This is a genomic window from Leucobacter tenebrionis, from assembly GCF_019884725.1.
Taxonomy (GTDB): Bacteria; Actinomycetota; Actinomycetes; order Actinomycetales; family Microbacteriaceae; genus Leucobacter; species Leucobacter tenebrionis.
Genome location: NZ_CP082322.1, coordinates 234,996 through 250,184, shown reverse-complemented (window position 1 = coordinate 250,184; position 15,189 = coordinate 234,996). Strand labels below are relative to the sequence as shown.

Below are 15,189 nucleotides of genomic sequence, written 5' to 3'. Positions count from 1 at the left end.
GCAACGCGACAGAGAAAGGCCCCGCCCCTGAACTCATCAGGGGCGGGGCCTTTTTCGTCGTCCGGCTCAGGCCTGGAGACGGTGGCTCTCGTCGTGCCACACCTCGGCCAGCGGGCGAAGCTTCGCCTCGTGCTTGTTGGCGTGGTGGGCGCAGAACAGCAGCTCGCTGCCGTTCAGCATCACGCGCACATAGGCCTGGGCGCCGCAGCTGTCGCAGCGGTCCAGGGCACTGAGCGGGCGATCCGCTGCCTCGACCTCGGTCGCACGATCCTGCTCGAGTGTCGTCATGGCATCCTCCCGTTCATCCGATCAATCGATGCACCTCTATCCAAGCACGCCCCGACCGTTTTCGGGCTGGATACCGGGACGGTTCGCTGTGCGCGTAGCGACGGACGCGCCAGATCCTCACTCGCCGAACCGCCAGACCGTGAGTGTCCGAGGTTTGCCCTAGGGTAGACGCGTCCATACGAGCAGAGGAGATCCCGCAGTGGCATCTGAGTCTTCAGCCACCACCCCGAAGCCCCGGTCGGAGGAGTCGAACTATTCGGCGCGCCATCTGACCGTCCTCGAAGGTCTCGAAGCGGTGCGCAAGCGCCCCGGCATGTACATCGGCACGACCGACTCCCGCGGGCTCATGCACTGCCTCTGGGAGATCATCGACAACTCGGTCGACGAGGCGCTCTCGGGCCACGGCACGGAGATCGGCATCACCCTGCACGCCGACGGCAGTGTCACCGTCAGCGATCGCGGTCGGGGCATCCCCGTCGATGTCGAACCCAAGAGCGGCCTCTCCGGCGTCGAGCTCGTCTTCACGAAGCTGCACGCGGGCGGCAAGTTCGGCGGGGGCGGCTACGCCTCCTCGGGCGGTCTGCACGGCGTCGGAGCCTCGGTCGTCAATGCGCTCTCCTCTCGTCTCGACGTCGAAGTGGATCGTGACGGCAAGACCTGGGCGATGTCGTTCCGCCACGGCGAGCCCGGTGTGTTCGACGGCGAAGGCCCCGATGCCGCATTCACGCCCTTCGAGGAGTCGTCCGAGCTCCGTGTCGTCGGCAAGGTGAAGAAGGGCGTGACCGGCACGCGCGTGCGCTACTGGGCCGATCCGCAGATCTTCCTCGCCTCCGCCCGCTTCGAGCCCGAATCGCTCGTCACCCGCGCCCGCCAGACCGCGTTCCTCGTGCCCGGCCTCGCCATCGAGATCACCGATCAGCGCGCCGAGTCGCTCGATGAATCGGGCGCGCCCGCCGTGCACCGGTTCGAGTACGAGGGCGGCATCTCCGAGTTCGTCGATTACCTCGCCGTCGATGCGCCGCTCACCGACACCTGGCGGGTGAGCGACGGGGGCACCTTCACCGAGACGGTGCCGGTGATGGACGAGAAGACCGGCCACCTCGTGTCGCGCGAGGTCGAGCGGCACTGCGATGTCGACATCGCTCTGCGCTGGGGCACCGGCTACGACACCGAGGTGCAGAGCTTCGTCAACATCATCGCCACCCCGAAGGGCGGCACCCACCTGAGCGGCTTCGAGCAGGGCCTCACGAGGTTCTTCCGCAAGCAGATCGAGCAGAACGCGCGCAAGCTCAAGGCCGGGAGCGACAAGCCCGACAAAGACGACATCCTCACCGGCCTGACCGCCGTCGTCACGGTGCGGGTGCCCGAGCCCCAGTTCGAGGGTCAGACGAAGGAGGTGCTCGGCACCGCCGCGGTGCGCTCGATCGTGTCGCGCGCGATCGTCAAGGGCCTCGAGCAGCGCTACGAGTCAACCAAGCGCGACGACAAGGCGCAGACCGGCGCACTGCTCGAGAAGATGGTCTCGGAGATGAAGGCGAGGATCGCGCTCCGCGCCCAGCGCGACACGGCACGACGGAAGAGCTCGCTCGAGAGCTCCTCGCTGCCGGCGAAGCTCATCGACTGCCGATCGAAGAACGTCGCCGAGACCGAGCTCTTCATCGTCGAGGGCGACAGCGCCCTGGGCACCGCCCGGCCGGCTCGCGACAGCGAGTTCCAGGCGCTGCTTCCGATCCGCGGCAAGATCCTCAATGTGCAGAAGGCCTCGGTCGCCGAGATGCTGAGCAACGTGGAGTGCGGAGCCATCATCAAGGTGATCGGCGCGGGATCGGGCCGGGACTTCGATCTCGAGGCGGCTCGCTACGGCAAGGTGATCCTGATGAGCGACGCCGACGTCGACGGCGCGCACATCCGCACGCTGCTGCTGACCCTGTTCTTCCGTTACATGCGCCCCATGCTCGAGGCCGGTCGGGTCTACGCCGCGGTGCCCCCGCTGCATCGGGTGATCGTGCAGAACTCGGGCCGCAAGCCCAACGACGTGATCTACACCTACAGCGAACGCGAGCTCAACACGCTCCTGGCGGATCTGCGCCGTCGCGGCAAGAAGTACCAGGAGCCCATCCAGCGGTACAAGGGCCTCGGCGAGATGGACGCGGATCAGCTTGCGGAGACCACGATGGACCGCTCGCAGCGGGCTCTGCGCCGCGTCCGGGTGGAGGATGCGCAGGCGGCCTCGAAGGTCTTCGAGCTGCTGATGGGCAACGAGGTGGCTCCGCGCAAGGAGTTCATCGTGGAGAACGCGGACGACCTGGATCGGGAGCGCATCGACGCCTGAGCCCGCCCCGATCAACCTTTCGAAGATTCGGCCCGTCCCCACCCTTTCATTCCCTTCCCGTCCCCGCCCTGTCATGCCTTCCCGCCCTTTTCCGAAATTGGGGTCGCTCAGGACGCTTCCGTGCCGAAATAGACGCCGCGAGCGACCCCGATTCCAGAAGAAGCGGGCCGAGGGGGGTGTGCTCGGAGGCGGCTCGGTCGGGTCGGTCGGATCGACCGCAAGCGGCTGAACCTCGCTCACAGAGTCTGCTCTGCGACTCTGGTCCGAGAGTTATGCACATTCTCGCTGAAACAGGCCTTCGGCCTGTCTCCTACGGCGAGACTGGGCACATGCCGCGTCTCCTCACCCCGCTCCCGGATGAACTCGGGGCTGCTTTCTCCACCCGAGCCGCCCGCGAGCACGGCGTGACGCAGGCGCGACTGCGTGGCCGCGACCTGGAGCACCCCTTTCGCGCTGTCTATCGTCGACGCGATATGTACGACGACGAGATCGAGGATCTCAACCCGCACCCCGCGTCCGCCTGGCGCAGGCGCCAGCGGCAACTCGCCAGGGCCCTGGCACCCGAGTTGCCGCCCGGTCGGTTCTTCTGCGGTCGCACCGCCGCTGCACCCTGGCGGTTACCGGTGCCCGCGACCCCAGGGGACGCGCTCGAGGTCGCCTGTCTGTCGCCTCGCCGTGCGCCGCGGATGGCAGGGGTGATCGGATACAGGATCGCCCCGCACCTCGCACGCGTAGTCGTTCACGAGGGGGTTCCGGTGAGCGACGTTCCCACCACTTGGAGCATGCTCGGGCCCCGCCTCAGCCGGCGGGACGCGATAGCACTCGGGGAGGGTGCGATCCATCTGCCGCGGATCGCCGGAACGCAACGGTTGTCCCGGCCTCCCCACGCCACGCTCGAAGAACTCGAGGCATCTGCCGCTGCGCCGTATCGGCGCGGCGGAGCGGCCCTGCTCGAGATGCTCCCGCTCCTCTCGACGCACAGTGCCTCCGCCCCGGAAACGCATCTGCGCCTCGCGCTGGCAGAGTGGGGAGCCCCCGAACCTGAGCTCGATTTCGATGTGTATGACTCAGCGGGTCGCTTCCTGGGGTGCAGCGAGATCGCCTTCCCCGAGTTCCGGGTGCTGCACGAGTACGAGGGGGACCATCACAGAGTGCGGCGGAAGCAGTGGCATCGGGACGTACAGAAGCTTCGGGACTACGTGCGCGCGGATTGGGATCCGATCCGCGTCACCTCGTCGCTGCTCTACCGAGAACCGCACAAGCTTCGGGATCAGACCTTCGAGGCTCTCATCAAAGGGGGTTGGTCCCCATAAGGTCGAGCAGAGACCTCCGCAGCCTTGAACATCTGAGAGAATCGGGGTCGCTGAGGGCGCTTCCGAGCCGAAATAAACGCAGCAAGCGACCCCGATTTCGGGACGACCCCCTGCCGCGCTCCTACGGCGCTACGCCCACGTAGGCGGCGGCGCCGTCGATCGGCTGGCCCGACCCGTCGCGCTTGCCGAGCTCCGTGGGCAGCTTGCGCGCCGAACCGTCGGCGGCCAGCGCGCGCGGTTCACCCGTGCCGACCCAGGCGCAGGCGATCTGATCCTCCCACTTCAGGAAGCGCTGCGCCCGCACGCCGCCGGTCGCGCGCCCCTTCGCGGGGAACTCCGCCCAGTCCGAGACCTTCGCCGTCGCCACATCGGTGCCGGGCAGCGTGATCGAGCTGTCGGCTACCGTGACGACGCGGGCCTCGGCGCCCTCGGGCACGGCCCCGGCGAAGACGACGCGGGCCTCGTCGCCGAGCCTGATGCCCGCCATGCCGGCGGCCGGGCGCCCCTGCGGCCGCACCGCTGAGGCGGGGAACCGCAGCAGCTGCGCGTCGCTCGTCACGACCGCGAACTCTGAGTCGTCGGGGGCCGCGAAGGCGCCGATGAGGCGGTCGCCGGCCTTGAGTCCGATGACCTCGAACTCGGGCTTGGCGGGCAGGTCGGTGAGCACGACGCGCTTCACCGTCCCCTGCTCGGTGAACAATCCGATCGGGGTCTCGGTATCGAGCGGCACGAGCCCCACGACACGCAGCTTCTTGTCGGTGAGGCCGAGGTAGTCAGCGATCTTCACGCCCGCCGAGAACGCGATGGATGCGGCGGGGACGATGGGGAGATCGACCGGGGTGAAGCGGTGCAGGCTGCCGTCGCTGAGGATCGCGCCGAGCTCTCCGCGCACGGTGCTTTCGGCGCTCGACATGATGGCCCCGTGCTTGGTCGCGCGCGAGGCTGAGCGCGGGGAGTCGGGAGCCTCCGGGTCCCGATCGATGCGCAGCGCGCGGCCCGTGGCCGAGAGCAGCACGGTGCACGGGGTGTCCGCGACCTCGAGCGATTTCGCCGCCGCCGAGGCTCGCGCGGGCCGGGCCACGGCTCCCGTGAGCACGGTGCGGCGGGGCGTGCCGAAGGCCTCGGCCGCCTGGTCCAGCTCGTCGGCGACGACCGCGCGCAGCCTCTCGTCGCTGCCGAGGATCTCGAGCAGCGCTTCGATCTCGGCCCGCAGCTCGTCGCGCTCGGCTTCGAGTTCGACGCGGGAGAACTTGGTGAGGCGGCGCAGCCGCAGTTCGAGGATGTACTCGGCCTGCGCCTCGGAGAGGTCGAACACCTGCATGAGTCGCGTGCGCGCGGTCTCGGCGTCGTCGCTCGTGCGGATGAGCTGGATGACCTCGTCGATGTCGAGGATCGCGATGAGCAGGCCCTCGACGAGGTGCAGGCGCTCGCGCCGCTTCTTGAGCCGGAACTCGCTGCGCCGGGTGATGACGGAGATGCGGTGGTCGAGGAAGACGCGCAGCATCTCGCGCAGGCCGAGCGTCTGCGGCTGACCGTTGACGAGTGCGACCGAGTTGATGCTGAACGAGTCCTCGAGTGGCGTGTAGCGGTAGAGCTGCTCGAGCACGGCCTCGGGGGAGAAGCCCGTCTTGAGCGTGATGACGAGGCGCAGCCCGTTCTTGCGGTCGGTGAGGTCGGCCACGTCGGAGATGCCCGAGAGCTTCTTCGCCTCGACGCCCTGCTTGATCTTCTCGATCACGCGTTCGGGGCCGACGAGGTACGGCAGTTCGGTGACGACGAGGCCCGTGCGGCGGGGGCCGAGCTGCTCGACCGCGACCTTCGCGCGGGTGCGGAAGGCCCCGCGACCGGTGCGGTACGCGTCCTTGACCCCGTCGAGCCCGACGATGATGCCGCCGCCGGGCAGGTCGGGGCCCGGAATGAACTCCATGAGCTCGTCGACCGTCGCCTCGGGGTGGTGCAGCAGGTGCTTCGCTCCGTCGACCACCTCGACGAGGTTGTGCGGCGCGAGGTTCGTGGCCATGCCCACCGCGATGCCGCTCGCCCCGTTCACCAGCAGGTTGGGCACCGCCGAGGGCAGCACGTCGGGCTGCATGATCTGGTTGTCGTAGTTCGGCACGAAGTCGACCACGTCTTCGTCGAGCGCCTCGGTCATCGCGAGCGCCGCGCCCGTGAGGCGGGCCTCGGTGTAGCGCGACGCGGCCGGGCCGTCGTCGAGCGACCCGAAATTGCCGTGCCCGTCGACGAGGGGCAGGCGCATGGCGAAGCCCTGCGCGAGACGCACGAGGGCGTCGTAGATCGAGGCGTCGCCGTGCGGGTGCAGCTTGCCCATGACCTCGCCGACCACGCGCGCCGACTTCACGTGCCCCTTCTCGGGACGCAGCCCCATGTCCTGCATCATGAAGAGGATGCGGCGCTGCACGGGCTTGAGGCCGTCTCGCGCGTCGGGCAGCGCGCGGGAGTAGATCACCGAGTACGCGTACTCGAGGAACGATCCCTCCATCTCCTGCGAGATATCGATGTCTTCGATGCGTTCCCCGGCCAGTTCATGGGGGGCGTCACTTCGGGCTTCCGTCATAATGGAGAACATGCTACCGACGACCGCCGACAACGGCGTGAGGCTGGCCGCGATTCTGCCAAGCGGCATCTCAGCGGTCGCTCTGGGGCTCGGGATCGAGCCCCGCGCCGCGTTCGACGCGGCCCCCGGAGTGCCGATCCCGGATCCCGAGCGGCTGCCCGCGCTCCGATCGTTCGTGATGATCGTGGTCGACGGCCTCGGCCACGCGAATCTGAACGCCCGCAAGGGACAAGCTCCCGCCCTCGCCCGGCTGCCCCGGCGGCGCATCGAGACGGTCGCTCCCTCGACGACGGGCGCGGCCCTCACCACGCTCACCACCGGCCGCCTGCCGGGCCAGCACGGCCTGATCGGGTACCGGATCCGGCATCCGGAGCTGGGTCTCGTCACGACTCTCAAGGATTGGGAGGGCATCGACGACCGCCGAGCGTGGCAGCGGGCGGCACCGCTGTTCGGGATCGCCAGCGCGATCGGCGCGCGCGCCGTGGCCATCGGAAGGCCGGCGCACGCGACCGGCGGGCTGACGGAGGCGATCCTGGGAGGCGCGGAGTATCACGCGGGGCAGAGGATCGAGGATCGCTTCGCCGTGGCCTCGCAGCTGCTGCGCAGCGGCGATCCCGTCGTCGCCTACCTGTACGTCGACGAGCTCGACAAGGCGGCGCACGAGCACGGCTGGCAGAGCGACGCCTGGGTTCGCCGGCTGGAGCGCCTCGACGGCGAGCTCGACGCGTTCCTGCGAGCCCTGCCCGCGGACGTCGGTGTCGTGGTGACCGCGGACCACGGGATCGTCGATGTCGGGCCGCACCAGCAGATCATGCTCGATGCGGATCCCGAACTGTTCGCCGACGTGGCGGAAGTCGGGGGAGAGCCACGTTTCCGCTCGCTCTATCTGCGGGAGGGCGCGGACGCCGATAGCGTGGCCCGCGAGTGGGCCGCGGCCGAGGGGGCACGGGCTTGGGTCGCGACGCGGGATCAGGCGATCGCTTCAGGCTGCTTCGGCCCCGTCGCGGACCCTGTGGCCCCGCGGCTCGGCGACGTGATCATCGCGGCGCGCAAGCAGGTGGCGTACTACAGCAGCGCCGACGATCCGCGCTCGCTCGAGATGGTCGGCCAGCACGGCTCCTTCAGCGAGGATGAACGCGGAGTTCCACTTGCACTCGCGGGAGCGCTCGCGGGAACCGGGTTCGCATCAGCCGTTGCCTCCGCCGAGGTGCGTGCCGCCGGCTGAGCCCTGCGAATCGGGCGGGCCCGCCGCAGCCGCGGCGGTTGCGTTCCTTGAATCCGGTCGGGTTACGCGGGGTCCTCGTCGCTCCGGGTGCCGAAGAGGATGTCGTCCCAGCTCGGGATCGACGCCCGCCCCTTGCGTGCTCCCCGCTCGCCCTCCGCGGGCTCGCCCTTGCGTCCCTTCGGAGCCTCGCGCGCCGACTCGGGCTGCTGCGCGCCGCGGCCGTTGCGACCGCCACGCTCGCCGCGATCGGCGTCACCGGACACGCCCGCGGCACCCCAGATGCTGCGGGGGGCGGCCGGCGCCGGCTCCGGATCGCGGCCGCGGTCCGAGGCTTCCGGCTCGACCGGCGCGGGGGAGTCGAGCTGCTCGTCGGCGATTCCGCGGCTGCGATCCCGCTCTCCGCGCCGCTTGCGCAGGGCGTCGAGCAGATCCGCGGTCTGGCTCAGATCCGAATTCGCGTTCTCCGTCTTGATCGCTCGCTGGTCGATCTCCCTGCGGCGCTGGTACTCGGCGTTCGCGTCCGAGAGCGGCGCCGTCGTCTCCGGCACGGTATCGGTTTCATCCGCCCGCTCGGTCCGGGATCCCTGCTCCGTCTGCGACTCGTCCGAGGCCTCGGGATCCTCCGTCCCGCCCCCCGAGGATGCGAACGCACCCGACTCGAAGCGGTTCGCGGGCTCCTCGCTGTCGACGGCCCTGAGCTTCGGGATCAGCCGGTCTCCCACATCGCCCTGCTTCGACAGGTTGACCGCGTCCGGGTTGACCGGCGAGAGGAGGCCCTTGCGGTGCTCGAACGACCAGACCGCGCGATGCGCCACGTCTCGGGAGATGAACTCGAGGGAGATCATCCAGCCGGTTTCGGGGTCGCGCCACGACGACCACTCGCTCGTGTCCGATCCGAGGGCGATGAGACGCTCCGCGATGACCGCGCCGAAGCGCTGCTCGCCGTCGTCGTCCGAGCTGGTGCGCACGGGGACGGCGTGAGCCCGCTCGAGCACGTAGTTGCGCTCGGCGATGACCGGCTCCTCGTACCGCTCGATGTCGGCCTCTTCGAGGCCGGTGAGCTCCGCCACCTGGGAGCGCGTCTTGCCGGCGCGGATCAGGGCCTGGATCTCACGGGGGCGCACACGCGAGGTGTCGCCTCGTTCGCGACGGCTCAGGTGCCGCATCTCGCTGAGCACGGCGTCGTCGACAACGAGGCTGAATTCCTCGCCGGCCTCGTTCGCAACGATCAGCGAGCGGTCTTCGCGTCGCACAAAGCGCAGTTCGTCCATCGGCGCATCCCTTCGTGAGTCGCGACCCAGGCTGCCACAGAACGGCGCCGAACCGCGGTATTGACTCGGCGCGTGGGAAAGAATCACGCGGCTCGAGCTGCGGATCCGAGTCCGCCGGAATTCGCGCTCAGAGAACTCCCGGCTGAACAGTTTGCGCCGGAGCCTGATCGTAGGGCAGACTATGGCCGCTCGAACGATGAGGTGCCGCACCGCGGCACGGGAATGCAGGAGAGAATGGCCACCGATTACGACGCCCCGCGCAAGTCCGAGGAAGAAGCCGAGTCCATCGAGGCTCTGAAGGAACGCGGACCGGCGAAGGGTGCCTCCGGCATCGACTCAGAGGATGCCGACAACCCGAGCTTCAACATGGGCGGTTCGGACCTGTCCGATATCGAGCTCGACGTGGTGGTGCTGCCGCAGCAGGACGACGAGTTCACCTGCGTGAGCTGCTTCCTGGTGCGTCACCGCTCGCAGATGGCGGAGCAGACCGACCTCGGCCCGATCTGCGCGGAATGCGCGGGCTGAATCGCGGCTTGAGCTGAGGCAAAACGCGCCAGCGTTTTGCGCGAAAGCCGGTGCGGCCACTGCCGCGGGCGTTCTAGCGCATTCCGCGCCGCGGCCACTGCCGCGGGAATGCGCGGGCTAGACCTGCCGATGGCCTCGCATTCCTAGCGCGCCGCCTCGATGGCCTCCGCGAGCTTCTGCGGGTGGCGAGTGGTGATGATCCACTGCGGCGCGGGATCTGCGGCGTCGATGTTCTCGATGCGCACACCGCGGTGGATCCAACCGCGCACGACGAGGTAGCTGCGCGCGTCGACGCCGGGGCCGATCGCGGCCCGCATACCGTCCGCACCGAGGAGTTCGATGCGCCCGAGCTCGCTCACCGGGATCTCGGCGCGGCCCGCGACGAGGCGCCCGTTCTGCACCGAGACGACGGGGCACATGAGGGTGATCGCGCCCGCGACGATGAGGTAGACGGCGATGCCCGTGGGCAGGGCGATCCCGGCGTTGACCGGCGTCAGCACGAGGGCGACGGCCGGCACGAGCAGCAGCAGCGCGATGAAGAACCCGATCCCGGGTACGAGCCGCTCCCGGTAGCTGCGGGCGGTGGTATTTACTGCGGTTCGACTCGTCATGCCTCCATTATCCTCCGCGCGGTGTCGAGAACCCCGAATGCCCCGGCAGGCTTCACAGGGGTTCCTGGCTCGATCCGGTAGCCTGTGCGGGTGACCGATGTCGTAGAGATCCCCATCCGAGCCGAGGTTCCGCCCCGGTACGCGCATTCCGACGATGCAGGCGCCGATCTGTTCTCCGCGGAGGCGGCGGTGCTGCAGCCGGGGGAGCGCGCGCTGATCGGCACCGGCGTGGCGATCGCGCTGCCGGAGGGCTACGCCGCGTTCGTCGTGCCCCGCAGCGGCCTCGCGGCGAAGCACGGCATCACCGTCGTGAACTCGCCGGGCACGATCGACGCCGGGTACCGTGGCGAGATCAAGGTGACCTTGCTCAACACGGACCGGGAGCAGCCGTTCCGGGTCGAGGTCGGCGACCGCATCGCCCAGGTGATCATCACGCCGGTCTCCCGAGCCGTGTTCGTGCCGGTCGACGAGCTGCCCTCGAGCGAGCGCGGCGCGGGAGGGTTCGGCTCGACGGGGGTGCGCGGCTGAGTCCGCGCCCGCATAATCAGACGTAATGCCCGGTGGAACGGGCGCGAGCAAGGAGTGTTCGAGTATGAGCGAAGAACGACAGGCCGATGAGATCGAGCTGAGCGAACCGCAGGCTCCCCAGATCGACGATTCGAAGTCGGCGCCCAAGGACCGCGCAGAGAACGGCCCGTTCGACGCGAGCGAGGTGCCGTCGATGCGCCCCTACGTCGACCTGGGCGGCATCAAGGTCGCACCCCGGGAGGGGCTGCAGCTGCGCCTCGAGGTTGACGAGCGGGCGAACCGCGTCGTCGCCGTCTCGCTCGACTACGCGGAGTCCCTGCTGCAGGTGCAGGCGTTCGCCGCGCCGAAGAGCACCGGTCTCTGGAACGGCGTGCGCGCGGATCTCGCGCAGCAGATGGCGTCGCAGGGCGCGATGGTCGCCGAGGAAACCGGCGACCTCGGGCCCGAACTGGTGGCGCAGACCCCGGTTCCCGCTGAGCAGGGCGGCGGCTCTCGCGTGGCCCGCTTCGTGGCGGTCGACGGCCCCCGCTGGATGCTGCGCGGAGTGATCATGGGCAAGGCCGCGGTCGATGCCGCCGCGCGCGAGCGCGTGATCGATCTGTTCCGAGAGCTCGTGGTCGTGCGCGGCGAGCAGCCGATGCCGCCGAGCGAGCTGCTGCCGCTCCGAGTGCCCGCGGGCGTGCAGGCGCAGCGCCAGACCCCGCCCGCCGCCGACGGCTCGCCCGGGAGCGGGGCTCAGGAGGCGTGAGCGAGGGGGAGCGCGACGCTGGAGCGGGCGCCGCACCGCGCGGGGCTGCGGCGCGAGGCGGCCTCGGGGGAGTCGTCGAGGCGGGTCTCAGCGGTGAGAGCGTCTCCGCCCGCGGCGTGCTGCAGGCGATCGGCGGTTGGCGCGGGATCGCCGAGACGCTCGTGCCTGCGACGCTCTACCTGGCGGTCTTCGTCTTCACCCGCGACGCTCGCGTATCCGCGATCGCCCCGCTCGCGCTGGCGCTGGTGGCCTTCGGTTGGCGCCTGATCCGCCGCGAGCCGGTCCAGGCCGCCCTGTCGGGGCTGATCGGCGTCGTGGTCTGCGTCGGCGTGACGCTGTTCACCGGCCGCGGCGAGGACTACTACCTGCCCGGTTTCTGGATCAACGCGGCGTGGATCGCAGCGCACGCCGTCTCGCTGCTCGTGGGTTGGCCGCTCATCGGCCTGCTTCTCGGCTTCCTGCGCGGTTCGCTCACCGAGTGGCGCAAGACGCCCGTGCTCCGGCGCGCCGCGAACCTCTGCACAGTGTTTTGGATCGTGGCGTTCGGTGCGAGACTCGCCGTGCAGCTGCCGCTCTACTTCGCAGCGCAGGGCGGCGACGCCGCCGCGGTCGACGCGCTGGGACTCGCCCGGCTGCTCATGGGCGTTCCGCTGTTCGCACTCGCGGCGATCCTGACCTGGCTCGTGCTCAGCCGCGTCTCCGCCTCGCTCGACAGCGCCAAGAACGACGCCACATCATCTGATGATTAGCGCCGTGAAATCGAAGCGGGGCCTGGGCTCCGCCCTCCGGTAGAGTGATCTGAGCACACCCGGATCCGGTGTAGAATTATCTCGACATCGAGATAAATAGCCTCAGCGCACCTCGCGGATGCGGAGTGTCGGGACATGAGTGGAGGAACTGCAATGACAGCGGTCAACAGCTTCGGTGCGAAGGGCACCCTCGCCGTCGGCGAGAAGGAATACGAGATCTTCCGGATCGATCAGGTGCCGGGGCACGAGCGCCTGCCGTACAGCCTCAAGGTGCTGCTCGAGAACCTGCTGCGCACCGAGGACGGTGCCAACGTGACGCGGCAGCATATCGAGGCCCTCGGCGGCTGGGATCCCGCGGCCGAGCCCGACACCGAGATCCAGTTCACGCCCGCCCGCGTGATCATGCAGGACTTCACCGGCGTTCCCTGCGTCGTCGACCTCGCCACGATGCGCGAGGCCGTCACCGACCTCGGCGGCGATCCCGACAAGATCAACCCGCTCGCCCCCGCGGAGCTCGTCATCGACCACTCGGTCATCTCCGATGTCTACGGCCGCGAGGACGCCTTCGCGAAGAACGTCGAGATCGAGTACCAGCGCAACGGCGAGCGCTACCAGTTCCTCCGCTGGGGCCAGGGCGCCTTCGACGACTTCAAGGTCGTGCCCCCGGGCACCGGCATCGTGCACCAGGTCAACATCGAGTACCTGGCGCGCGTCACCTTCACCCGTGAGGTCGACGGCGTGGTGCAGGCCTATCCCGACACCTGTGTCGGCACCGACTCCCACACCACCATGGAGAACGGCCTCGGCGTGCTCGGCTGGGGCGTGGGCGGCATCGAGGCCGAGGCCGCGATGCTCGGCCAGCCCATCTCGATGCTGATCCCGCGCGTCGTCGGCTTCAAGCTCTCGGGCCAGATCCCCGCCGGCGTGACCGCCACCGACGTCGTGCTCACCATCACCCAGATGCTGCGCAAGCACGGCGTGGTCGGCAAGTTCGTCGAGTTCTACGGCGAGGGCGTCAGCTCGGTGCCGCTCGCCAACCGCGCCACCATCGGCAACATGAGCCCCGAGTTCGGTTCGACCGCCGCCATGTTCCCGGTCGACGACGTCACGCTCGACTACATGCGCCTCACCGGCCGCCCCGAGGAGCAGATCGAGCTCGTCAAGGCGTACACCCAGGCCCAGGGCATGTGGCACGATCCCTCCCGCGAGCCCGAGTTCAGCGAGTACCTCGAGCTCGACCTGTCGACCGTGGTCTCCTCGATCGCCGGCCCGAAGCGCCCGCAGGACCGCATCGAGCTCACCAACGCGAAGACCCAGTTCGAGACCGACCTCAAGAACTACGCCCAGGCCGCGAACCCCGCCAAGGTGAAGGACGGGTCGGGCCGCGAGTTCGAGCTCGATCACGGCGCGGTGACCCTCGCCTCGATCACCTCGTGCACCAACACCTCGAACCCGTCGGTCATGCTCGCCGCAGGCGTGCTCGCCCGCAACGCCGTGGCCAAGGGGCTCAAGGCCAAGCCGTGGGTGAAGACCACTCTCGCCCCCGGTTCCAAGGTCGTCACGGACTACTACGAGAAGTCGGGTCTGCGCGACGACCTCGAGGCGCTCGGCTTCTACCTCGTCGGCTACGGCTGCATGACGTGCATCGGCAACTCGGGTCCCCTCAACGAGGAGATCTCGAACGCCGTCAACGAGAACGACCTCGCCGTCACCGCGGTGCTCTCGGGCAACCGCAACTTCGAGGGCCGCATCAACCCCGACATCAAGATGAACTACCTCGCGAGCCCGCCCCTCGTGGTCGCCTACTCGCTGGCGGGCACGATGGACTTCGACTTCGACGCCGAGCCGCTCGGCCAGGACGAGGCGGGCAACGACGTGTTCCTGCGCGACATCTGGCCCGACCCGGTCGAGGTGCAGAAGATCGCCGACGCGTCGATCGACTCCGGCATGTTCAACAGCAAGTACGCAACGGTGTTCGACGGCGACCAGCACTGGAAGTCGCTGCCCACGCCCACCGGCAACACCTTCGAGTGGGACGAGAAGTCGACCTACGTGCGCAAGGCGCCCTACTTCGACGGCATGCAGCTCGAGCCCGAGCCCGTCAGCGACATCTCGGGCGCGCGCGTGCTGCTGAAGCTCGGCGATTCGGTCACCACCGACCACATCAGCCCCGCGGGCAGCTTCAAGGCCGAGACCCCGGCCGGTCAGTACCTCGTCGCCAACGGCATCGCGCCGAAGGACTTCAACACCTACGGCTCGCGCCGCGGCAACCACGAGGTCATGATCCGCGGCACCTTCGCGAACATCCGCATCCGCAACCAGCTGCTCGCCGGTGAGAACGGCGGCAAGGGCGTCGAGGGCGGTTTCACCCGCGACTTCACCCAGGAGGGCGGCCCCCAGGCCTACGTCTACGACGCCTGCCAGAACTACCAGGCCGCGGGCATCCCGCTCGTCGTGCTCGGCGGCAAGGAGTACGGTTCGGGTTCTTCGCGCGACTGGGCGGCGAAGGGCACGCGCCTGCTGGGCGTGAAGGCGGTCATCACCGAGAGCTTCGAGCGCATCCACCGCTCGAACCTGATCGGCATGGGTGTGCTGCCGCTGCAGTTCCCCCAGGGCGAGAGCGCCGACAGCCTCGGACTCGACGGCACCGAGACCTTCGACATCACGGGCGTCGAGAAGCTCAACGAGGGCGTGACCCCGAAGACGGTCGCCGTCACCGCGACGAAGGCCGACGGCACGCAGGTCGCGTTCGACGCGATCGTGCGCATCGACACCCCGGGTGAGGCCGACTACTACCGCAACGGCGGAATTCTGCAGTACGTGCTTCGCTCGCTCGTCTGAGCGGGGCGATAAGAGCCGACTGACGGGAAAGGCCCGGGCGCGATGGCGCCCGGGCCTTTTCCGTATCCGCCGAGCCGCGGCAACCGGACGAAGAGTGTGCCTGCCAACCCCTTCAGGCCGGCTGACGGGTCGTGACGCGTCGTGTTCCGCTGAAAACCAGAGAGCACGAAGGCCCGGAGATCC

General features: G+C 69.1%; 12 protein-coding genes. 8 read left to right on the top strand and 4 right to left on the bottom strand.

What is annotated here, in order from left to right; all coding sequences use genetic code 11:
• Window positions 1-66 precede the first annotated feature (66 nt).
• Window positions 67-288: a DUF7455 domain-containing protein gene (locus KVY00_RS01155; RefSeq protein ID WP_223043936.1), complete on the bottom strand. Its 222-nt coding sequence runs from the start codon at window positions 286-288 to the stop codon at window positions 67-69.
• 199 nt (window positions 289-487) lie between these two features.
• Between KVY00_RS01155 and KVY00_RS01150 the strand changes: the two genes are divergently transcribed.
• Both KVY00_RS01150 and KVY00_RS01145 read left to right on the top strand, forming a co-directional pair.
• A complete protein-coding gene (locus tag KVY00_RS01150) occupies window positions 488-2,620 on the top strand; it encodes a DNA gyrase/topoisomerase IV subunit B (protein ID WP_223043935.1) in 2,133 nt (710 codons plus the stop codon).
• Between the two features lie 755 nt (window positions 2,621-3,375).
• A complete protein-coding gene (locus tag KVY00_RS01145; RefSeq protein ID WP_223043934.1) occupies window positions 3,376-3,933 on the top strand; it encodes a hypothetical protein in 558 nt (185 codons plus the stop codon).
• Between the two features lie 121 nt (window positions 3,934-4,054).
• Here KVY00_RS01145 and KVY00_RS01140 read toward each other — a convergent pair whose 3' ends face one another.
• Complete coding sequence (locus KVY00_RS01140; RefSeq protein WP_223043933.1) at window positions 4,055-6,508, bottom strand: DNA gyrase/topoisomerase IV subunit A; 2,454 nt, start codon at window positions 6,506-6,508, stop codon at window positions 4,055-4,057.
• Window positions 6,509-6,518: 10 nt separating this feature from the next.
• Here KVY00_RS01140 and KVY00_RS01135 point away from each other — a divergent pair, with 10 nt between their 5' ends.
• A complete protein-coding gene (locus KVY00_RS01135) occupies window positions 6,519-7,733 on the top strand; it encodes an alkaline phosphatase family protein (RefSeq protein ID WP_255572704.1) in 1,215 nt (404 codons plus the stop codon).
• Window positions 7,734-7,795: 62 nt separating this feature from the next.
• On the opposite strand, the gene sepH is transcribed toward KVY00_RS01135, so the two are convergent.
• Window positions 7,796-9,004, bottom strand: coding sequence for a septation protein SepH (gene sepH / locus KVY00_RS01130; RefSeq protein ID WP_223043931.1), 1,209 nt, complete (start codon window positions 9,002-9,004; stop codon window positions 7,796-7,798).
• A gap of 234 nt (window positions 9,005-9,238) precedes the next feature.
• Here sepH and KVY00_RS01125 point away from each other — a divergent pair, with 234 nt between their 5' ends.
• Window positions 9,239-9,529: a DUF4193 domain-containing protein gene (locus tag KVY00_RS01125; protein WP_223045128.1), complete on the top strand. Its 291-nt coding sequence runs from the start codon at window positions 9,239-9,241 to the stop codon at window positions 9,527-9,529.
• A gap of 143 nt (window positions 9,530-9,672) precedes the next feature.
• On the opposite strand, the gene KVY00_RS01120 is transcribed toward KVY00_RS01125, so the two are convergent.
• Window positions 9,673-10,140 (bottom strand): DUF3093 domain-containing protein, encoded by a 468-nt coding sequence (locus KVY00_RS01120; protein WP_223043930.1) that lies wholly within the window; start codon window positions 10,138-10,140, stop codon window positions 9,673-9,675.
• A 90-nt stretch (window positions 10,141-10,230) separates the two neighbouring features.
• Here KVY00_RS01120 and dut point away from each other — a divergent pair, with 90 nt between their 5' ends.
• The 4 genes from dut to acnA all read left to right on the top strand — a co-directional run bounded on the left by dut (window position 10,231) and on the right by acnA (window position 15,006).
• Window positions 10,231-10,668 (top strand): dUTP diphosphatase, encoded by a 438-nt coding sequence (gene dut / locus KVY00_RS01115; RefSeq protein ID WP_223043929.1) that lies wholly within the window; start codon window positions 10,231-10,233, stop codon window positions 10,666-10,668.
• A gap of 64 nt (window positions 10,669-10,732) precedes the next feature.
• A complete protein-coding gene (locus tag KVY00_RS01110; RefSeq protein ID WP_223043928.1) occupies window positions 10,733-11,416 on the top strand; it encodes a DUF3710 domain-containing protein in 684 nt (227 codons plus the stop codon).
• Window positions 11,413-12,165, top strand: coding sequence for a DUF3159 domain-containing protein (locus KVY00_RS01105; RefSeq protein WP_255572703.1), 753 nt, complete (start codon window positions 11,413-11,415; stop codon window positions 12,163-12,165). Before KVY00_RS01110 ends, KVY00_RS01105 begins: the two co-directional genes overlap by 4 nt.
• A gap of 153 nt (window positions 12,166-12,318) precedes the next feature.
• Window positions 12,319-15,006, top strand: coding sequence for an aconitate hydratase AcnA (gene acnA, locus KVY00_RS01100; protein ID WP_223043927.1), 2,688 nt, complete (start codon window positions 12,319-12,321; stop codon window positions 15,004-15,006).
• Window positions 15,007-15,189 lie beyond the last annotated feature (183 nt).